The organism is Agrobacterium sp. SORGH_AS_0745, from assembly GCF_030818995.1.
Lineage (GTDB): Bacteria > Pseudomonadota > Alphaproteobacteria > Rhizobiales > Rhizobiaceae > Agrobacterium > Agrobacterium tumefaciens.
Genome location: NZ_JAUTBI010000004.1, coordinates 286,191 through 307,089 on the forward strand (window position 1 = coordinate 286,191; position 20,899 = coordinate 307,089).

Annotated in this window: 17 protein-coding genes; 8 read left to right on the forward strand and 9 right to left on the reverse strand. The window is 56.9% G+C overall.

The genetic code is table 11. The features are described from left to right. Positions 1-25: 25 nt before the first annotated feature. Positions 26-568, forward strand: coding sequence for a GNAT family N-acetyltransferase (locus QE432_RS25010; protein ID WP_013637492.1), 543 nt, complete (start codon positions 26-28; stop codon positions 566-568). A 107-nt stretch (positions 569-675) separates the two neighbouring features. Here QE432_RS25010 and QE432_RS25015 read toward each other — a convergent pair whose 3' ends face one another. The 3 genes from QE432_RS25015 to QE432_RS25025 form a co-directional block, all read right to left on the reverse strand. Beyond that, positions 676-1,251: a cytochrome b gene (locus tag QE432_RS25015; RefSeq protein WP_019565820.1), complete on the reverse strand. Its 576-nt coding sequence runs from the start codon at positions 1,249-1,251 to the stop codon at positions 676-678. A 67-nt stretch (positions 1,252-1,318) separates the two neighbouring features. Beyond that, a complete protein-coding gene (locus QE432_RS25020; RefSeq protein ID WP_111790887.1) occupies positions 1,319-2,857 on the reverse strand; it encodes an MFS transporter in 1,539 nt (512 codons plus the stop codon). Beyond that, positions 2,832-3,440, reverse strand: a complete 609-nt coding sequence (locus tag QE432_RS25025) for a response regulator transcription factor (protein WP_245260804.1) — start codon at positions 3,438-3,440, stop codon at positions 2,832-2,834. Before QE432_RS25025 ends, QE432_RS25020 begins: the two co-directional genes overlap by 26 nt. Before the next feature lie 344 nt (positions 3,441-3,784). On the opposite strand from QE432_RS25025, the gene QE432_RS25030 reads away from it, so the two are divergent. The 4 genes from QE432_RS25030 to QE432_RS25045 all read left to right on the forward strand — a co-directional run bounded on the left by QE432_RS25030 (position 3,785) and on the right by QE432_RS25045 (position 9,402). Beyond that, on the forward strand, positions 3,785-4,951 hold the full coding sequence (locus tag QE432_RS25030; protein WP_111790888.1) for an efflux RND transporter periplasmic adaptor subunit: 1,167 nt from the start codon (positions 3,785-3,787) through the stop codon (positions 4,949-4,951). 14 nt (positions 4,952-4,965) lie between these two features. Then, positions 4,966-8,046 carry a multidrug efflux RND transporter permease subunit gene (locus tag QE432_RS25035; protein ID WP_111790889.1) on the forward strand — a complete coding sequence of 1,027 codons (3,081 nt, stop codon included), beginning with the start codon at positions 4,966-4,968 and terminating at the stop codon, positions 8,044-8,046. Positions 8,047-8,685: 639 nt separating this feature from the next. Further along, positions 8,686-8,973 carry an AAA family ATPase gene (locus QE432_RS25040; protein WP_306627324.1) on the forward strand — a complete coding sequence of 96 codons (288 nt, stop codon included), beginning with the start codon at positions 8,686-8,688 and terminating at the stop codon, positions 8,971-8,973. Between the two features lie 168 nt (positions 8,974-9,141). After that, complete coding sequence (locus QE432_RS25045) at positions 9,142-9,402, forward strand: DUF4143 domain-containing protein (RefSeq protein ID WP_306627326.1); 261 nt, start codon at positions 9,142-9,144, stop codon at positions 9,400-9,402. 451 nt (positions 9,403-9,853) lie between these two features. Here QE432_RS25045 and QE432_RS25050 read toward each other — a convergent pair whose 3' ends face one another. The 4 genes from QE432_RS25050 to QE432_RS25065 all read right to left on the reverse strand — a co-directional run bounded on the left by QE432_RS25050 (position 9,854) and on the right by QE432_RS25065 (position 14,070). Further along, the gene (locus tag QE432_RS25050) at positions 9,854-10,615 is read right to left on the reverse strand and encodes an ABC transporter ATP-binding protein (RefSeq protein ID WP_111790766.1); all 762 of its coding nucleotides are present in this window, start codon (positions 10,613-10,615) and stop codon (positions 9,854-9,856) included. Beyond that, the gene (locus QE432_RS25055; RefSeq protein ID WP_306627492.1) at positions 10,612-11,607 is read right to left on the reverse strand and encodes a FecCD family ABC transporter permease; all 996 of its coding nucleotides are present in this window, start codon (positions 11,605-11,607) and stop codon (positions 10,612-10,614) included. The genes QE432_RS25050 and QE432_RS25055 overlap by 4 nt, the downstream gene beginning before the upstream one ends. A 50-nt stretch (positions 11,608-11,657) precedes the next feature. Next, a complete protein-coding gene (locus tag QE432_RS25060) occupies positions 11,658-12,677 on the reverse strand; it encodes an ABC transporter substrate-binding protein (RefSeq protein ID WP_111799826.1) in 1,020 nt (339 codons plus the stop codon). 379 nt (positions 12,678-13,056) lie between these two features. Beyond that, positions 13,057-14,070 carry a LacI family DNA-binding transcriptional regulator gene (locus QE432_RS25065; RefSeq protein WP_111790768.1) on the reverse strand — a complete coding sequence of 338 codons (1,014 nt, stop codon included), beginning with the start codon at positions 14,068-14,070 and terminating at the stop codon, positions 13,057-13,059. Between the two features lie 133 nt (positions 14,071-14,203). On the opposite strand from QE432_RS25065, the gene QE432_RS25070 reads away from it, so the two are divergent. The 3 genes from QE432_RS25070 to QE432_RS25080 all read left to right on the forward strand — a co-directional run bounded on the left by QE432_RS25070 (position 14,204) and on the right by QE432_RS25080 (position 17,339). Beyond that, positions 14,204-15,127, forward strand: a complete 924-nt coding sequence (locus QE432_RS25070; protein ID WP_113049298.1) for a sugar phosphate isomerase/epimerase family protein — start codon at positions 14,204-14,206, stop codon at positions 15,125-15,127. Between the two features lie 20 nt (positions 15,128-15,147). After that, positions 15,148-16,320, forward strand: a complete 1,173-nt coding sequence (locus tag QE432_RS25075; RefSeq protein WP_111795198.1) for a Gfo/Idh/MocA family protein — start codon at positions 15,148-15,150, stop codon at positions 16,318-16,320. 119 nt (positions 16,321-16,439) lie between these two features. After that, positions 16,440-17,339 carry a sugar phosphate isomerase/epimerase family protein gene (locus tag QE432_RS25080; protein ID WP_097170238.1) on the forward strand — a complete coding sequence of 300 codons (900 nt, stop codon included), beginning with the start codon at positions 16,440-16,442 and terminating at the stop codon, positions 17,337-17,339. A 282-nt stretch (positions 17,340-17,621) separates the two neighbouring features. Here the strand turns inward: QE432_RS25080 and QE432_RS25085 are convergent, their stop codons facing one another. After that, complete coding sequence (locus tag QE432_RS25085) at positions 17,622-17,852, reverse strand: BrnA antitoxin family protein (protein WP_060643007.1); 231 nt, start codon at positions 17,850-17,852, stop codon at positions 17,622-17,624. Between the two features lie 290 nt (positions 17,853-18,142). Continuing rightward, a complete protein-coding gene (ggt, locus tag QE432_RS25090) occupies positions 18,143-19,900 on the reverse strand; it encodes a gamma-glutamyltransferase (RefSeq protein WP_306627331.1) in 1,758 nt (585 codons plus the stop codon). Between the last annotated feature and the right edge of the window lie 999 nt (positions 19,901-20,899).

Below are 20,899 nucleotides of genomic sequence, written 5' to 3' on the forward strand. Positions count from 1 at the left end.
CCGTCCTAGTGAAAGAGAGAGTTCAATGAGCAAACATGGAAATTCGGTCGATTTGACGCTGGATATAGCGCAAGGGGCGGATTTGCCCGATTTCAAGAAGGCCTTGCAGCGCGCTTTCATGCTTTCCGTCGCCGAGGAAATGGGGTCGATGGGCGAGAAGATCCCGGCTGACGAGGACATTGAAGGCGCATTTCAGGCTCCCGGCTCTGTCGTTATTCGCGTTCTCGCCGACGGCAAGTGGGTGGGAGGTGCCATCGTCACGATAGACGACAAGACGCATGAAAATGAGCTCGCCTTCTTTTATGTGGAACCAGATGAGCATGGTCGTGGCGTCGGCCAGAAAGCGTGGAAAGAAATAGAGCGACGGTATCCTGAAACACGCATATGGACGACGCACACGCCCTATTTCGAAAAGCGCAACATTCACTTCTACGTCAATAAGTGCGGGTTCAAGATCGTCGAATATTACAATTCGCGGCATCCTGACCCGCACGATACGGACGAAACTGATCCAAATGACGGTGGCATGTTCAGATTCGAGAAAAACATGGCCTGTGCAGGACGCTGACCCTAATCAGCAAATTTGTCGGTGAGATGAGCCAATAATCCAATTTACCGGTGATTGCCGACGCCGTTTGGCCAATGTCTCGTCTTGTGATCGGCTCCTGACCCGAATCAAACCATGCGGGGAAGAACATCGGTCGGACCGCCCTTGTCCATCAGCCGGTGTTTCAGCGCTCCCAGCACGTGAAGTCCGATCAGCACCAGAATGGCGTAGGCGCCGTACCTGTGCAACGTTTGGAAGACGGAAAAAGCATTGTCGTTCTTGGGAAGCAGTTCCGGCAGATGCGGAATGAAGAAAAATGGCACACCGTCACTCTGCGAAAAACTGCTAGAGAGCGAATAGCCGAGCAGCGGAACGAGGAGCGTGAGGAGAATGAGAAGCTTGTGGACTGCATGTGAGAGGGTTCTCTCCCACCGCGCAAGCGCCGAGGGCGCTGAGGGCAGGCTCGTTGCGTAACGCGAGCGAAGTGCAAGGTGGACAAGCGCAAGCAGCCAGACGAGAATGCCGAACTGCTTGTGGTTGGGATAGAAGATCGAAGCGGTTGTCATATCGCTTTCCGGCAGGCGCGTCATATACCAGCCCGATGCAATTAGCCCGATGATAAGAGCGGCTCTTATCCAGTGAAGACAGCGGATCGGAAGGGGATATTTAACGGCCTTGAGATTGTCTGTGTTTATGGCTGACATCACAATGGTCTCCTAGATGGGAATGGTCATCTCGCCAGATTGGCGCTGCCGAATGAGAAAGACGGGCTCAATGGCCCGCCTTGACGTTTTTGAGGGCAAGGAATACGGCTGCCGAAAGCAGGCCGATCGTCGTGCCCGCTGCTGTCAACAGAACCGCATGCGCTTGCGAAAAGGCACTCTTGCCGGCGGTTACCAGTGCCGCAGCGACGCTTCCGGGCAGCTTGCCTGCCAGAACGTAGGTATCTCCGATCGAATGGCGTGCGGCATCTGCGAGCTCTGTCGGAACCCCTGCCGGGAGAACCAGTGCACCCATGTAGATTGCCGACAGCGCCACGCCGAAGAAGGTGATGCCGAGGCCGGCGCCCAGCTCGTAACCGGTTGCCTCGAGCGAACCGGCAGCCCCTGCCTTCTCAGCCTCCACGGCTCCCATGATGGCGATCGATGAAGCAGTGAGGCCGATGCTGAGCGATAGTCCGAGCAGCATTAGGCATGCTGGCACGATGAAGCCGGGGTCATGGAAATCCATTCGCGCCAGCCCGAGAAGGCACAGAGAGGCAACCAACAGGGATGCGCTAGCGACCGTGCGAAGCCCGAGCCGGTTCGACAGGAAACCGGCGAAAGGACCGCCGACGGCGGCAGCAATCATGATGGGCAGCATGAAGAGGCCCGCCTGCAGCGGGGACTTGTCGAGAACAAACTGCATCTCCTGGGCAATGGTTAGTTCGACACCTGCCAACGCCCCCGACGTGACGATCGCCATCGCCACACCCGTCACGATCGCAGGGCGGGAAAAGAGAGTTACGTCAAGCATTGGCTGCGAGACGGAAAGCTGGGAGCGAACGAAAATCGTCAGAGCCGTCGCGCCGATGAGAAGAGCGAGTACGACGATTACGAAGGGCTCCTTGCCACCGAAACCGGTTTTGACGGCATAGACCAGTCCTATAAGACCGACGATCAGCAAAAGAGCCTGGCTTATCTGCCACTTGCCAGGAGAAACCATTTCCTTTTTAGGCAGGATGAAAGCGATGATCGGCATGATGACGAGCACGACGGGAATATTGATCAGGAAGACGGATCCCCACCACAAATGCTCGAGAAGCGCGCCGCCGACCAGTGGACCGACTGCGGCACCGGCGGCTCCGACCGTGCCCCAGAGACCGAGCGCCATCGCGCGCTCACCCGGGTCTTCGAAAGTGCGCCTGATAATGCCGAGAACGCAAGGCAGGATCATCGACGCACCGAAGGCAAGTAGGACACGCCCAGCGATCAACATCCAAGGCGTCACCGAAAACGCAGCCACGAGGGAGGCAACGCCGAAAACGAACAAGCCGGTCAGCAGCATTTTCCTGTGGCCGATCCTGTCGGCAAGGGTTCCCATGGGTACCAGCAACCCGGCCATCAGGAGCGAATAGATGTCGATGATCCAGAGCACCTGCGTGGTCGAGGCCCGCAGCGCCAGTGTCAGCGATGGCACGGCGATATGAAGGATCGTCATGTCGATCACAACGGGCGTAAATGCCAGCATGACCGCAATGAGAGTGAACCACCGACGCGCGCGCAGCGGGGAGGGTGGCGTGACGTTATTCGGGTCGACAGACACCGTCATTGTTTTCACCATCAGAATACTTGATCGCGCAAGGCTGACAACGGGCTGGACCCGCTGCCACTTCCGCATCCTGGACCGTATTGGGGGCCCCTTGTCGTTTCATGGAGGCATTGTGGAGAAAGCGTGGAGACGACGTCCTTCGGTCACGCGGCGTAAGAATGGTCAGGAGACCGGCTGACCGAGCGATATCTCGAACATCGCGCCGCCTTTGGCGGATGGCGCATATCGCATCTTGCCGCCGTGGGGGCGCTCGCGCCAGATGTGTCAGCAGGCGGAACTTGGTCAAGGTGAGCGACAAGCGGATAGTCTCGCCGTCATTGTCGATCTTTGCCTGGTAGCCGTCGAGATCGATGGTCGGATTGCCGACGCGGACGACGGCTCCCGCCTGAGCGAGCCCGGCACTCCTGAGGACCGCCTTCGCCCGTGTCACGACCTCGATGGGGTGGAACGGTTTGACGATGTGATCGTCGGCGCCGATGCGCAGCCCCTGACGGCGGTCGACATCCTCGTCGAGCGCGGTGACCATGATGACGGGGGTATAGCCGCGTCTTTGTATTTCCGCCAGAACCTCCCACCCACCCATCCTGCGGCGGCATGGTGACGTCAGCCAGGAACGGTATCGGGTTTCAGCGAGCGGTGGAGTTCAAGGGCTACCTTGCCGTCGCGGGCATGCGCCGTGCGGAAACCCTCGCGGACAAATTAGGCCTCGAGTATGCCGGCAATTTCCATGTCGTCTTCAGCGATCAATACTAGTTCAGCCATCGTCGTCACACTCCTTGACACCTCCATGCCACCGAACGATGGCGCCGTCGAGTTTGAGACCGCCGCCTCCACGAAGCCTCAACAAATCCTGCACAAAGCCACCACGCTCAGACCTTACATGGCCGCCATCAAAGAGATTTTTCAAGAATTCAATGGTGGACACACATGCAACGCGGATCACGCTTCTGGAAACTCGGCGCATTGTGCCTGCCGATCATTCTTCTGTGTTCGTGCAGCGACAGCGGCCAGGGCGAAGGCAGCGCTCCCGAAGTGGCGGCGCCTTCACGCGTCAGCGTCCTGACTGTAAAGCCGGAGACTGTGACCGTTTATGACGAGCTGCCGGGCAGGGTATCAGCTTATCGAACAGCGGAAATCCGGGCGCAGGTGGGCGGCATCATCCAGAAGAAGCTCTTTACCGAAGGGGCGTTCGTCAAAGCCGACACGCCACTTTTCGAGATCGACCCTGCACCATTCGCCGCCGATGTGGACGCGGCAACCGCCGTGCTTGCTCGCACTGAGGCAGAGCTCCTCAATGCGCAGGTCAAATATGAGCGCGCGAAATCCCTGTCGTCACGCGAGATCACCAGCACAGAGTCCTTCAACAATGCAACGGCCGCTCTGGCGCAGGCAAAGGCAAATGTGGCGGAAGCCAGGGCCATTCTGGCGCGGCGAAAGCTGGAGCTCTCCTACGCCACGTTGCGGAGCCCCATTGGCGGCCTCATTGGCCAGTCCTTCATGAGCGAAGGGGGGCTTGCCTCGGCTTCTGCGACGACACCGCTCGCCGTCATTCAGCAGATCGATCAGGTCTATGTGGACGTTCGCCAATCGGCAATGAGCCTCGAAGCGCTGCGCGACACGGCGGCGGAGGCAGGATCGCAGAATCCGGACGAATTGCCGGTCAAGATCACGACGATTGCCGGTAAACCCTTTGCCCATGACGGAAAGATCCTGTTTTCGGATACTTCCGTCGATAGCGCCACGGGAAGCCTCGGTATTCGCATCCTCGTCAGCAACCCGGAGGAGCAATTGCTTCCGGGCATGTATATCCGCGCCATGGTACCACGCGCCATCTATAGCGAGGCAATCCGCGTGCCGCAGGAAGCCATTACCCGAGATCCGGCCGGTCGCCCCCAGATCATCGTCATTGGACAAGACAAGACCGGTGTCCGACGAACCGTGGAGTTGGGGCCGATAACGGACGGTCAGTACATCGTCACATCAGGACTTGCCGCTGGAGAGACGGTTGTCGTCCTGGGGCAGGATCGCGTCGAAAACGGGCAGCCGCTGGAGACATTGCCCTTTTCCGCCGCCGCGCCACAGACAAAAAGCTAAGGAGCGGACAGATCATGCCGCAGTTTTTCATTAACAGGCCGGTTTTCGCCTGGGTCATCGCAATCCTGATCGTAATTGCAGGGGTCATCTCCATTCCCCAGCTTCCCGTTTCGCGCTTTCCGGTCATCGCGCCGCCCAGCGTCTCGATCTACGCCACCTATACCGGTGCGACGCCGAAGACGATCAATGACAGCGTTACCAGCCTGATCGAGCGCGAACTTTCGAGCGCCAAGAATATCCTCTATTTCGACTCGTCGGCCGACTCTTCCGGTTCCGCAAACATCACGGTCACCTTCAAGCCGGGCACCAATCCCGAGCTTGCCCAGGTGGATGTGCAGAACAGGCTGAAGGCCGTGGAGCCGCGCCTGCCGGAACAGGTTCGCCGCGCGGGCTTGACCGTGGAATCGGCATCGTCGGGTTTTTTGATGATCGTTTCGTTGAAATCGAAAGACGGGTCGCTCGACGCGCTCGCCCTTGACGATTATCTCGTGCGCAATATTGCGCCCGAGCTAAAGCGCGTTAGCGGTGTCGGCAGGGTGCAGTCATTCGGCTCGGAAGCGGCGATGCGCATCTGGCTCGACCCCGTCCGCCTCGTGGCCCATTCCATCTCCATGGCTGAGGCGACCCAGGCGATCCAGCAGCAGAACGTCCCGGTTGCCCCCGGGCGTCTGGGTGAATCTCCAACTGTACCGGGCCAGAAGGTCACCGTACCGCTGAATGTGAGCGGCCAGTTGCAGACCCCGGAACAATTTGCGCAGATCATCCTGCGTTCCAATCCCGATGGTTCCAGGCTGACATTGGGCGACGTCTCGACAATCGAAGTGGGCTCCCAGAGCTCAAGCTTCTCCATCCTGGACGGTGGCAAACCTGCAACGGCGGCAGCCATTCAGATGACGCCGGGCGCCAACGCGGTAAGCACGTCCAATGGCGTACGCGAGCGTCTGGCGGAGCTTGCCACTACCATGCCGCAGGGGATGGAATACGCCATTTCCTATGATACGGCACCATTCGTTAAGGTTTCCATCCAGAAGGTGGTTCAGACGCTCGCGGAAGCCATGGTCCTGGTGTTCCTGATCATGCTGCTGTTCCTGCAAAATCTGCGTTACACGCTCATTCCGGCCATCGTCGCGCCTATCGCCCTTCTCGGCACATTCGCGGTCATGCTGGCGATCGGTTATTCAATCAACGCGCTGACGATGTTCGGCATGGTTCTCGCAATCGGCATCATTGTCGACGACGCCATCGTCGTCGTGGAAAACGTCGAGCGTCTGATGGCTACAGAAGGACTTTCGCCTCTTGAAGCGACCCGTAAGGCGATGACGGAAATATCCGGTGCCGTCATCGGCATCACGCTTGTTCTGACGGCAGTTTTCCTGCCAATGGGCATGGCCTCCGGTTCGGTTGGCGCGATCTATCGGCAGTTCACCGTCTCGATGGCCGTTTCAATTCTATTCTCAGCTTTCCTGGCGCTCAGTCTGACGCCCGCGCTCTGTGCGACCCTTCTGAAACCGGTCAGCCACGATCATGATCAGAAAAAGGGCTTTTTCGGCTGGTTTAACCGTGCCTTTGAACGCCTGACCGAGCGCTACGCCGGCTGGGTTGCAATCCTCCTGCGCAAGACGGGGCGGACCATGGTGGTCTACCTCGCGATCATCGCTGCGGTCGGCTACGGTTACGCCAAGGTGTCGACGGCCTTTGTACCGGATGAAGACCAGGGCTCGTTCATGACATCCTACACATTACCGGCGGATTCCACGGCGGAGCGGACCCGCGCTGTCGTCGATCTGTTCGAAGACCACGTGAAGACCCGGCCGGACATCGCCAATAATTTGACCATCACGGGTTTCGGCTTTTCTGGCTCGGGACCGAACACTGCCATGTCTTTCACCACACTGAAGGAATGGGGTGCGCGAGAGACAAGCGTGGATGAAGAAGTGAACGCCGCGACCGTCGCGATGGCCAAGGCCGAGGAGGGACAGATTTTCAGCCTCAAGCCACCGGCAATCGATGAACTTGGGACGACATCGGGCTTTGCATTGCGGTTGCAGGACCGTTCCAACCACGGTGCAGAAGCGCTTGCCAAAGCTGCTGTCCAACTCACCCAGCTTGCGGGTGAGAGCAAGCTTGTGCGCGATGTTCGCGTTGATGGGCTTCCGCGTGGCCCGAGCGTCACGTTGAACATCGATCGGCAGAAAGCGAGCGTACTCGGCGTATCCTACTCGACCATTGCCGATACGCTAGGTGGTGCCGTCGGCTCGACCTATGTGAACGATTTTCCGAGTGATGGACGCCTTCAGCAGGTGATAGTCCAGGCAAAGGCTTCAAGCCGCATGCAGGTGGATGACGTGCTCAATCTTCATGTCCGCAACGATGCCGGCAAAATGGTCCGCCTTTCGGAAATCGTCACACCGGAATGGTCGACAATGCCGCTGCAGTTCACCCGCTATAATGGCTACCCTTCCACCAGCATCTCCGGCTCCGCCGCATCGGGCGTCTCCAGCGGTAAGGCGATGGAGGAAATGGAACGGCTCGCGGCAAAGCTGCCCAAGGGTTTCGCCGTCGAATGGACCGGTCAGTCGCTGCAGGAGCGTCAGTCGGGCGCGCAGGCGCCGATATTGATGGCCTTTTCGTTCCTCATCGTTTTCCTGGTCCTCGCCGCGCTTTACGAAAGCTGGACGGTCCCGCTGTCCGTCATGATGGTCGTGCCTCTCGGCATTCTCGGTGCAGTCATCGCCGTCCATCTGCGAGGGTTGGAAAACGACGTGTTCTTCAAAGTCGGTCTCATCACGCTCATCGGACTGTCTGCAAAAAATGCGGTGCTAATCGTGGAGTTTGCGCGAAAGAGACAGCAAGATGGACAATCGCTGATCGACGCCGTCATCGAGGCATCCCGGCTTCGACTCCGGCCCATCGTCATGACCTCGCTCGCGTTCACGCTCGGCATCGTGCCGCTCGTCATCGCGAAAGGCGCAAGTTCCGAAACACAAAATGCCATCGGAACTGGTCTTTTCGGCGGTATGATTTCCGCAACTGTCCTCGCCGTGATGTTCGTCCCTGTTTTCTACGTGCTGGTGGCGTCGTTGAAGCGCCGCTGAAAAGAGTTTGCGTGAGAAGTCCTGGACACTCTCTGCGTACAATCGGATATTGCGCCTTAAGCATTGGCGCTGTTCTGGCCTCCTGCTTACGCAGCCGCCACGCTCGCCGTCCTTCGCTCCCATCGTCACCTTCGCCGATAAGAAGCGAACCGGACAGGTTGATCGCGGTCGAAGCGATTGTCAGATCAAATATTCCAATGTGCGCGCTAAGCCATCGCGGTCAGCAGCTAGTGACGGAACAGAAGCGGCGCGGACTCCACGAGCGATACAACTAATAGAATACCTATAAACCATTGATTTGGTATAATAAAAGCGGAGGGTCGCGTTCGTGTCCTAATCAGCGCGTTTGCATTCCCTCTCATTTGTAGAATGCTGTGTTGTGATCAGAGGATACACGAATTTGCTTTCGCTTCCCTTTTGATCAGGTCCCCCGGCGTTTCAGCTGAATCAGTTCTGATGATCAATCAGCGAGAGGCGGCGCCTGCGGAAGCTCTTGCTTGCGTCATGCCACCTACTTTTGACCTCTCGTTCCAATCAGTAGCCACGTTGATTTCAAATGGTCACATACTGACTTTCAATTAGTCATCACCATAGTTTCAAACGGTCATCGATGAAGTTCAACGCGCCCCCGAGCTGTTGTTGGCAATCAAGGAAAGTGTAAATACCGACCAGCGTCCGGGCCGTTTCCTTCTGACTGGTTCAGCTAACCTCATGACGCTGCCAAGGGTGGCAGACTCGCTCGCAGGCGGAATGGAGGTCATTCGACTGCTTCCGCTTGCGCAGAGCGAAATCAGAACCGCCGGAAGCAGCTTCTTGCGCGACGCCTTTCAAAATCAAGCTAAGGGTGGAGAACCCATCGTCGGCGACGATTTGATGGCTGCCGTCCTTGCCGGTGGATATCCCGAGGTATTGGCCGCAAAACGTTGAGCCGCAGACAGGACTGGTATGCAGATTACATCCAAGCGATCGTTCAACGCGACGTTCGCGATGTAGCGCAAATCGAGCAGATTGCGAAAATGCCGCGCTCGCTGCACATATTGGCAGAGCATTCGGGACAGCTCGTGAACTACTCCGGAATTGGCGCGGCCCATCGGGATGAACCACATCACAACCCAGAAATACGTCGGCATTTTCGAGAGCCTGTTCCTCGCCCGAACCGTTCAACCCTGGTTTTCCAACAAACTGAAGCGCCTGACGAAGACCCCGAAAATACATTTTCTCGATTCTGGTCTTCTCGGATCTCTTCGTGACCTCTTTCTCGAGAGGATGCGGAACGACAGAGCGCAGTTCGGGGCGTTGCTAGAGACTTTCTTTTTTGGGGAGATCCTTAAACTCGCCAGCGCGGCACAGATTTGAGTTTTCTCATTTTCGTGACAAGCAACAGAATGGAGTCGATATCGTCATCGAAGACAGACGAGGACAGATTGTCGGTATCGAGATAAAAGCGGCAGCATCCGTCACGAATTCCGATTTTTCTGGATTGCGAATTTTGGCCGACGCTTGCGGCGAGCGCTTTGTATCAGGCATGGTCCTTTACGATCAGCACAAGGTGGTTCCATTTGGAGAACGCCTATCCGCTGTACCAATCTCGGCATTGTGGCGATAGCGCTCGATCATTCGCTCTGGCTCCAGACACGCGAGCATCCGTGAAAATTCAACGGCTACGAAATTGGGCCTCAGGTTCAACTCCCTTCAAGGCGAAGAGAGCCATTTTATTGAGCAGATGAATAATAGGTCTTGCTTCCAGAGTAGTTGGAGCCGCGAAAATCAAGCTGCGCAGGCTAAGAACTGCTGGAGCGGCACCAAATTATCGAGCGAAGTGAATATGCGGTCGCAAGTGATAAGGTGACGGTTCGACGACGGCTTCAACAGAAAATACGTCTCGCAACAACTCGCTCGTTAGAACGTCTTCAGGTGTACCGGATGCCACGATCTTGCCGGACTGAAGTACAAGCAACCGGTCGCAGAACATAGCTGCATGATTGAGGTCATGAAGCGCAATGATACTTGTGACTGGCAGCTCGGAGACAAGACGCAGAAGGCTGATCTGATGGTGCACATCGAGATGGTTTGTTGGCTCGTCCAGAATGAGTTCCCTTGGAGATTGCGCAAGCGCCCGCGCGAGCTGGGCCCGCTGCTTTTCCCCGCCCGAGAGGATCTGCCAGGGATCATTGCGCTTTGCCGTCATCTGCGTCCGTTCAAGCGCGGCCGTGACCGTGGCGTCGTCTTCAGTGGTCCAGCCCGAGAACATCGAGCGATGGGGGAAGCGGCCGAGTTTGACGACGTCAATAACCTTCAGATTGGCATTTGTCGTTGCATGTTGCTCGATAAATGCCACCCTCCGGGCAATTGTCCGGCGGCGGATTTTCGAGATGTTGGTATTGTCGAGGGTTATGGTACCCGAGTGAGGTTGCTTGAGACCACTCAGCAAGCGAAGAAGTGACGTTTTTCCAGAGCCGTTGGGTCCCAGAAGACCCAACATCTTGCCGGGTTCGGCAGCGAAGGAAATGCCATCTAGGATCGTCTTGGAGCCAATCTTCCAGACCACATTGTCGGCGATAAAACTCATGGTGCGCGCTGAAGCCTGTATAAAATGACAGAGAAAAACGGGACCCCGACGAGTGCGGTCACAACGCCAATCGGCAGCACCTGCTGAGGGATCAGACTGCGTGACGCAATATCAGCAAGAACCATGAAGATAGCACCCGAGACTGCACAAGCTGGCAGTAACCTAGCATGCAGAGGACCCACCACGAAGCGGGCAGCATGAGGAATAACCAGTCCCACAAATCCAATCGTCCCGACCATGCTTACGATGGTCGCCGTCATGATTGCTGTCAGCGCAAAAAGAATGATCCGCATACGGCCGACATTGACGCCCATCGAGGCTGCCGCTTCATCGCCGAACGCAAAAGTATCCAAAACCCGAGAATAAAACAGGCACACAACCAATCCAATACTGACGACAATCGAGACTAGTTGGAATTCGGGCCAACGCACGCTACCGAAGCTACCCAGTAGCCAGAACATGACGTCTCTGGCCTGTTGCGCATTGCCCGACGTGGCCACGACATAAGAAGTCGCGGCATTAAATAATTGCGAGGCTGCAACGCCCGCAAGGATCGTTCTGTCAGCACCCCCACGTGCGCCGTTGGAGAGCAGCGCAACCAGAAAGAACGCTCCGAAGGCCCCGATGAAGGCGCCTGCGGAAAGAGAGATTGCGCCAGCTCCTATCCCCAGGATGACAACCGCCACAGCGCCAGTCGAGGCACCGGCGGAAATGCCCAGAACATAGGGCTCTGCCAACGGATTGCGAAGCATTGATTGCATGATCGCGCCGCAAAGTGCCAAGCCTGCGCCGCAGAATACAGCAACGAGCGAACGGCTCAAGCGATACTCCCAGATGACGGCCTCATGTATGCGATTGATCTCTACTGAGGTCCAGCCGAGCTTGTTGCTTATTGTCAAATATGTCGTGGCCAATGGGATCGGCATGTCACCGACCCCAACGCTGATACCAACGACAAGAGCGATGGCGGCGAGGCAAACAAGAAAATAAATCGCTTGCCCAACTACCGCATTGCTTACTTTACCTGAATAGACGGCTTTGCTCACTTGAGACCAAGTGCCTTCAACTGCTGTGCCACTTGTTCCGCACCATAGACGGTTTGAACGCTGGGGTTCATAGCCTGGGCGGGCATGATGACCAGAGCCTTGTTCTTGACCGCCGTCATCTGGCTAGTCGCGGGGTCGCTATTGAGGAATTTTATCTTTTCTTGGGCTTTGTCGAGTTCCCAGCGATTACGATCGACCTGCGTAACAACAATGACGTCCGGGTTTGAGGCAATGATGCTTTCCCAGCCGATAGCGGGAGATTCAGCCTCATTTGTAACGGCGTTCGTTCCGCCGAGAAGGTCGGCGATAAAGCCGGAAGCGCTGTTCTTGCCACCGACATAAGCATCAGCAGAAGGTGATGGGCTGGAGAACCAGAATACGTAGGACAGCTTCTTTCTGTCTTTTGGCGCATCTGCCCGCAGCGTTGCTTCGCGATTTTTCAGATCAGCAATAACTTCCTGTCCCTTATCCGCGACGTCGAAGATTTGCGAGAGATCTTCGATCTCTTTAAACAGAGTATCCATGTTCCAGAGTTGCGAGCGATCGCCGTAACCGAATTTGTCATGCTTCGTGCCATCAGCTACGCAGGTGCTCGGTGAAATATAAGTGGGAACTCCCACTTTCTCGAAATCGTCTCGCTTTGCAACCTTGCTCGACGGCCCCAACAGGCTTGGCAGTGCGGCGGCAATGAAATCAGGGTTTTGTGCGAGGATCGACTCGAATGTCGGGAACTCGACCGTCAGAACTTTCACCTTGGCATTGGCCTCGGCGACCTGTGGAAGAACCTTGTTCGGCCAAAACGCGGTCCCGGCCATTTTGTCTTGAAGGCCAAGCAACAGCAAGATTTCTGCGCTATTCTGGCCAAGGGCAACAGCACGCTCAGGTGCCTTGGTAAAGGTCACGCTCACACCGCAATTTTCCACGGTCAGAGGGTACTTTGTAGCGGCTGCTTGTGCTGTCAATGGCGCAAGCCCAAGCAGACCAACGATCGTCCCGGAGATCAAAAGTTTCATCATGTTCTATACCCTCTTGTGGCCTTGCGGCTGCCAACACTTTCTTGGCGTCTAAATCATCAAAGCGGCAGCAAAACAAGAGGGTAATTGTCAAGTTAGATCGAGCTAAAGTTCCTATTCTGCTATCTCCCCGCGATGCTTGAAGTGAATGGCAGAAGATAAGTCCTAAATTCTCAACGACGGCCGCCCGCCCAAATTGCCCACGCCTTTCCACCGAGAATATGTCGTTCCATGTGACGGCGAATGGTTTGATGGCTCAAGCTCAATCAAACCTGAATTGCAACAACGGATCGCCTCTTCTGATCCCATCAAGAGGTCGTCGGCAAAGGCGGTGCGGCTCTGCTTATACCCAGCTTTGTCAAGGAAAATCTGATACACCTCGCTAGGCATTCTCCGCGAGAAAGATCTGGATGTCCGTTGAGATAGAGACCGCTTCTCCAGGCATTCTACCGAGGAGCTTTGCGATGGTCTCAACTGCCAGGCGTGCTTCCAAAAGGGGTCTCTGGTCGATAACCGCGTTGATCTTTCTGGATTTTAGCAGCATCCGTCGATTGGGCGTGAGTTCGTGGGTGATGACCACCGTATTGTCGATTCGGCCAAGGCGTTGCAGAGCACTGACAATCGGCAAAGCACCCGCGGACAGATGATATATGCCTCGTAATCCCGGGTCATCCCGAAATGCAATCTCTACGACACGGCCTGCTTCCTCCTGATTTTCTCCGGTCTCCAGAACCACGGCCAGACTGCATTCAGGATAACGCTCGGTCATGATGTCGCGAAACCCGGCTTCCCGTTCGCGATGGCCAGTGATATCGCGTGAGCCGGCAACCACGACGACGCGGCCGCCTTGCCGTCCGAGGAAAAGGCCCATCAGGTCGCCAGCCACCCGACCGGCCTGCCTGTCGTTCGGCCCCACATAGGCGGCACGCCCGCAATCTGTGAGGTCGGTCGCCAGAGTAACCACCGGGACATTGCGCGACAGGAATGCTACGGCTTCTCGAACCCTGATATCGTCAGGGCTGGTGATGACGAGGCCATCATAGGAGCGACAATCGCGGACGGCTGCGGCGATCGCCGCCGGCTTTCGTGGATCGATGTGATGGACGAAGAATTGCACGTTCAGTGTTGCGTACATTCGCGATGCAAGATCGATACCCTCGCGCAAAGACGCGTGAAACGGGTTGACTGGCGGTTGGATAAGGACCGCGACACGTAGCGCGCGTGAAGGAGTACGATCTAGGGCCCGGTCAATACCGAGCGCCCGTGCAGTGGCCAAAACGCGGTCTTCTTTGTCGGTACGCACGCCGCCACGGTTGTTGAGAACCCGATCCACCGTCGCGGTCGAGACCCCGGCTGCCTTTGCAACATCCGAAATGCTTATCTTGCGTGCAGTCATTTACCCCTCCGCCCGGTTTTCTGATTGAATCCCATCAAATTCCAACTTTGTAAATCGGAGATCTCCAGCTAAATCTCTGCGTCAGGGAGGGTCGCCCACCAAGTGAGCGACACCAGGGAAGGACCAGAATATTATGGTTATAACAGTCACCACAGCACCGTGCTGCTGGGGCGTCGATGACGTGCGCAATCCAAACCTACCGCCGTGGGAATTGGTATTCGATGAAGTCAAGGCGGCCGGATATGGGGGAGTGGAGCTTGGCCCCTATGGTTATGTTCCGCTGAACATCGACATGGTCTCTCAGGCTCTGACAAGTCGAGGGCTCTATATCGTCGCCGGAACGATCTTCAATGATCTTGTCGCTGAGGAAAACCGCGATAGCCTGCTGCGCCAGACGGACGAGATTTGCGCTCTGATCACCCGTCTCCCGAGGCCGCCGAAGGCGTTGGGCCAGCGATTTCCCGCACCTTATCTGACGGTGATGGATTGGGGACACGACGAACGCGATTATGCGGCGGGTCATTCCGACAGGGCACCCCGGCTCGATGACGCGGCATGGAACGGCATGATGGATAATATCAGGGCGATATCCGCTCTTGCCCGCGAGAAATATGGCGTTCGCGCCACCATTCATCCGCATGCCGGCGGTTACATCGAATTCGAGGACGAGATTGCCCGTCTCGCCATTGACATACCCCAGGAGGTCGCCGGTTTCTGCCTCGACACTGGCCATACCTGGTATGCCGGCATGGACCCTGTCCAAACCCTGCGCAAATACGCCGACCGTCTCGACTACATCCACTTCAAGGACATCGACAGGGCCGTCTTCGGACGCGTGATGGGTGAGCACATTCGCTTCTTTGAAGCCTGCGCGCAGGGGGTCATGTGTCCCATTGGCAAGGGCTGTATCGATTATCCCGCCATTCGCGCCCTTCTTGATGAGCTTGGTTATGAAGGCTTTATCACCGTTGAGCAGGAGCGTGATCCGCGCAACGCGGGCGGTAGCCTCGCCGACGTAAAACTCAGCCGTGACTATCTCAAGTCGGCTGGCTTCTAACAATCCGGGACAGAAACCTCATGATTTACGGAACGCGTCAGACAAAACGACCTCTTCGCTGGGCTATGGTGGGTGGTGGTCGCGGCAGTCAGATCGGTTATATTCACCGCAGCGCCGCCCTGCGTGATCGCTACTTCGATCTGGTCGCTGGCGCCTTCGACCTCGACGCCGAGCGCGGCCGCGCCTTCGGTGTTGAACTGGGGCTCGAGCCTTCGCGATGCTACGCCGACTGGCGTGCGCTTTTCGCAGAGGAGGCAAAGCGTCCGGATGGGATCGAGGCAGTATCGATCGCAACGCCCAACAATACCCACTACGAGATCACCAAGGCTGCACTGGAAAGCGGGCTGCACGTTGTGTGTGAAAAGCCGCTGTGCTTCACGGTGGCCGAGGCCGAGGATCTTCAGCGTATCGCCGCAGAGCGTGGCCGTATTGTTGGCGTGACCTACGGCTATAGCGGCCACCAAGTCATCGAGCATGCCCGCGAGCTCGTTGCTGCCGGCGAGCTCGGAGAAATTCGTCTGGTCAACCTGCAATTCGCCCACGGGTTTCACAACGAGGCTGTCGAGCTTCAAAACCCGGCGACCCGCTGGCGCGTCGATCCTAAATTCGCAGGCCCAAGTTATGTGCTCGGTGATATCGGTACACATCCGCTTTATATTTCCGAGGTCATCCTGCCCGACCTCCGTATCAAACGGCTTCTGTGTACCCGGCAGAGCTTCGTCAAGACGCGTGCACCGCTCGAAGACAACGCCATGACCCTGATGGAATATGACAATGGCGCGTTTGGCACCGTCTGGTCGAGCGCCATCAATGCGGGTTCCATGCATGGACAAAAGGTGCGCGTCGTCGGATCAAAGGCTTCGATCGAATGGTGGGACGAGCAGCCAAACCAGCTACGATTTGAGGTTCAGGGCGAGCCGGTACGCATTCTTGAGCGTGGCATGGGCTACCTGCACGCAAAGGCACTTGCCGACGATCGTATCGGTGCAGGCCATCCGGAGGGTCTCTTCGAGGCCTGGGCTAACCTCTACGACCGCTTTGCTATCGCTATGGAGGCGCGCAACGAAAACGATGGCGAACGCCTTGCGAGCCTTCGGTTTCCGGGGATTGCGGCAGGGGTTGAAGGCGTTCGCTGGGTTGAGAACTGCGTTCGTTCTGCCGATCTCGGCGGGGTCTGGGTCGATTATCGGTAGCGCGATGGAGAGAGCAGCACCATAAATGATTGCCACCCACGCGACGTGGTCCAGCAAGCGATGCTTGTCCGCATCGACGCTCCCGTGAAGGGGCGAATTTATATTATCAGGAGGTTTTGATGAAACACGCACTCGATCCGCACATGATCCGTCATTTATCTCTGGAGGAAATTTGCCGAAAGACCGCCGAGCTGGGATACGACTATGTTGAGCTCTCACCCCGTCCGGACTTTCTCTCCTGGTGGACGCGTCCGAAGGTTTATCCCGAGAGGGTAAAGAGCTTCAAGAAGGCCCTCAAGGACCATGGGGTGGGCCTGGCAACGCTGCAGCCCATGTACCGCTGGGCCAGCCCATACCAAGACGAGTGGGAAACGGCGATAGAGAACTGGAAGCGTGCTATCGAAATTGCGGCAGAGATGGAATGCCCGATGTTGGTCTCGGAGTTCGGGCGAGGGGGATCCCCGGATAGAAGCCTGAATGACCGCAGCGGCTTGCATCGTCCGGAGACGTGTGAGGGGCAGTTTTTCCGTGCGATGGATATCCTCGTGCCAATTCTGGAGCGCGAAGGGCTGATCCTCTCGCTCGAAGCGCATCCAGAGGACTGGATTGAGGAAATCGCCCCTGCCATCGATATCATCAAGACGATCAATTCAAAGGCTGTAAAGGCATCGTTCATCGCGCCCCATACCTTCTTCTACGGTCCCGACATGGTTGCTAACCTGCGAGTGACCGAGGGGCTTCTTGCACATGTGCGCCTCGCAGACACCTATGATCATAACAAGTCTTCGCAACTGCGCTACATTGTAAATCCGCCTGGAGCGAAGGTGCGCGTCCATCAACACACCGACTTCGGCCAAGGTGAGATCAACTGGGAAGTATTCTTCTCAACTCTTGCCGACATGAAATTCGACGGTGTCCTTTCAAATTGCGTTTTCGCTTGGGAGGACCGAGCCGAAGACAGTGCCCGTTTCATGCTTCGTGAGACACAGATGTATGTGAACAAGTACTGGCCAAAGTAACTCCTCCGCAATCGCGGAGTGGTCGAAAAGGCCCTGCGATATGACCAGGCTTTTGTGGCTCGACCAGATCAACCGGCCTTTCGATGCTATCCCACAGTCGCGGGATCGTTCACTGGGCCACCTCTGGTACGAGCGCCTTCAACGCGGAGAAGGCCTTCTCGATTCGACAGAGGTCCGGGCTGACTGTGAATGGCGTATGATTGCGCCACGCTTGCCCAACGAGCCGCGAGGCCGAGAAGCGGCAGCTATTGACGGGGCATGGGGTCGGGACTCTTCAAGAGCTTATTTGGACGCATTCATTGCGGCTCGCAAGGTATCGTTGATGCGCTCCTGCCAGCCCGGACCGTCGGCTTGAAAATGCGCGAGCACATCGCTGTCGATCTTCAATGATACAAGCTCTTTGGTGTTAGGGATTGCAGGCCGTTCAACGGCCGGCGCTGCGACCTTCTTCGCCGGTTTGAATAGCGCCTCTGCTGCGTCTTTCGGATTGGACGGTCGTCGGGGTGTTGCCATGGTCATATATCCTCTTGTGTCGTGCGCTCGAACAGCGCAGCCTGTCAGTTTCTGTTTGCAGGCTGTATGTCAAACACAGCGGTGGTCGCAACCCACGTGTAGTGGTTAGCCGGAAGAACGTAATCGCTGCCGATAAACCGTCAGCCTCCCCCGCGCAATCTGGATCGTGCACCGTTATCCACACTTGCATTCGGAGGCCGCAGGTTCTTGTCAAGGTGTTAGCGCTCCTTGGCGAGATACACACCCTTCGTGTTGACCTATTCTCATGCCCTTTCCGCTGGCGCAGCGTTTCACTCCCCTGCCGCCACTCCCTCGCGTCGTGGATCCGCGCTGCCGATCAAACCTTCGGCGGTTATCTCGATGGCATGCAAACCGGAATTCATCTCGCCCGGTTTCACCTCGTAACCCAGCGCCTTCAGTGGCCCTGCCAGACCTTCCGCGCTTGTACCGGCCTCGATGTCGTAGGTGCCGAAGCGGTTGATGAGATGCGGCTGGGAGACGATCGCCTCTACAGGCATGCCCCAATCGATATAGGCGATCAGCGCCTGCGCTACGTAGCCGATGATCTGGCTGCCGCCCGGCGAACCGATGGCGAGCAGCGGTTTGCCACCCTTCATCACGATCGTCGGGGCCATGGAGGAGCGCGGTCGTTTGCCTGGCTCAACGCGGTTGGCGATCGGCAGACCGCCATCATGGGTCTTGAAGGAAAAGTCCGTCAACTCATTATTGAGCAGGAAGCCGTTCGTCATCAGACGCGAGCCGAAGCCACTTTCGATCGTTGTCGTCATCGAGACCACGTTGCCGTCCTTGTCGACGATGACGAAATGGCTTGTGGAGGGCAACTCGATCGCCGCATCCCGGCCGAAAAGAAGCGCGTGGTCCCATTCCGGCTCGCCGGCCTTGACGGCATCGTTGGTCAACGCCTTATCGCCGTCGAGCAGCTTTGCCCTCTCGCCCAAATAGGTCTTGTCCAACAGGCCCTTGATCGGCAGCGGCAGGAAATCGGTGTCAGCGACGTAACGCTCGCGGTCGGCGAAGGCGAGACGCTGGGCGTCGCCGATAATGCGCCAACTGTCGACATTTTTTGGCCCAAGCGCCTTGAGATCAAAATTTTCCACCAGACCGAGCATCTGGCCGATGGCGATTCCGCCCGACGACGGCGGCCCCATGCCGCAAACGTCAAGAGCACGATAAGCAAAGCAGACCGGCTCGCGCTCGACTACCCGATAGTTGGAAAGATCGTCCAGCGACAGCACGCCGGGATTGTCGGCCGCCTCGCGCACAGTCTTGACGATCGCCTCGGCAATTCGCCCTTTGTAAAAGGCATCGGCGCCGCTTTTGGCGAGCGCCGCAAGCGTCTCGGCATAGGCCGGGTTCTTCAAAGGAACGCCGGCCCGCAGGGCGGCCCCGGAGGTGTCAAAGAAATAGGACCGGGGTTCTGTATACTTCTTCAACCGGTCTCCCTCGGACGCGATCAGAGAGGCAAGACGCGGTGACACCTTAAAGCCCTCTGTAGCCAGCGTTTCCGCCGGCTTCAGCAGGCTTGCCCATTCGGCCTTTCCATAGCGTTTGTGGGCTTCCTCCAGAAGTCGCACCGTTCCCGGCGTGCCAACAGAGCGGCCGCCGACCACTCCGTCCATGAATTTTAGCGGTTGACCTTTGTCATCCAGGAATAGCTTCGGTGTGGCTTCCATCGGCGCCGTCTCGCGGCCGTCAAACGTGGTCAACTTGCCGCTTTTTGCGTCGTAATAGACCAGGAAGGCACCCCCACCGAGACCGGAACTCTGCGGTTCAACGAGGCCGAGCATGGCCTGCACCGCCACCATTGCATCGACGGCGTTGCCGCCCCTGGCGATCACATCACGCCCTGCCTCAGTCGCCAGCGGATTAGCCGCCGCTACCATGAAGCTCTTTGACTCGATGCGTTTGGCAGTCGCAATATCGGTCGCTTTTTCGGGCGCCACCGTGTCGGACGCCTGCTGCGCGGAGGCGACTGCGGTGGAAAGCATCAAGGCGAAAAATGCCTCACCGAGAAATCTCATTTTCATCAGCCCAATCCTCCAGCGTCGTACAACTCGTTAATGTAGCGTGGCATTCAACTGAGCCAGCAGGCAGGCCGAACCTGTATTGACCACGGCACGGACCATTTTCAGAACTCTCCCTTGACTGCCGCAAAGCTTCGGTCTTCACCGGTATTTCAGCCCCGTCCGTTGGCACGCTCCGCTGTTAAGCGTCTGTCTGGCGCGCCGCTCTTTTTCGGCACTATGGTGGCTGTGTCGCCGCATGTCCATCATGTCGAAGGGTCGACCTATCATTCGAAGAATTGGCGGCTTAGACAAGACGGATGTCGCGTACATGGCGCTTTGGCTGATATTCCCTGTGGTGGTGGCTTTAGCAGCTTATATTTTAGAGAGGTTTATTGAGCAGCCACTCGCCAGACGTTCCAAGCCGATGAAAGAAAAAGCTCGATAAATATCTCTTGCGCTCCGATAACTGACTAAGGGGAGCTCACAAGGCTTGAAAAGTGGTAGCCTGGTGCAACACTTCAGGTCGCAATAAGTCCCTTCGGCAGCAAGCCTTCTGTTATGCCTACCCCTGCGCGATGAACGGATCGATGGTCGCAGGGTTGGGAGCCTGTTGCGACGCGATCACGTGAAGATAGCTTCACACCTCAGGCAGCATCATCCGAACCAGCAAACCACTTACCACGAACACAGACATGTAGACGCTGGCCTATCGAAAGCCGGTATGGGAAATCAGAATCGCACCGCTGCCTTGGCAAGCGGATGCTTCTATAGGTTGCAACTTGCGCGGCGGGGTGAGAGCCCGCGTAATAACCAGATGCCATTTAAAAGGCACAGCTGATACGAAACGATTGAAATTTAGCTCTGTAGTTTTTCGTGGACGAGTTTTTGCGATTTCAACGCTGGCAGATGCCTATGATTTAGGCGATATCGAAAAATTTATTAATGCAATCTTAACGATGTTGCGTCGCAAAAAAACTTAGTGAACTATTTTAATACTGCGGGAGGAAAGGCTGTTCAACA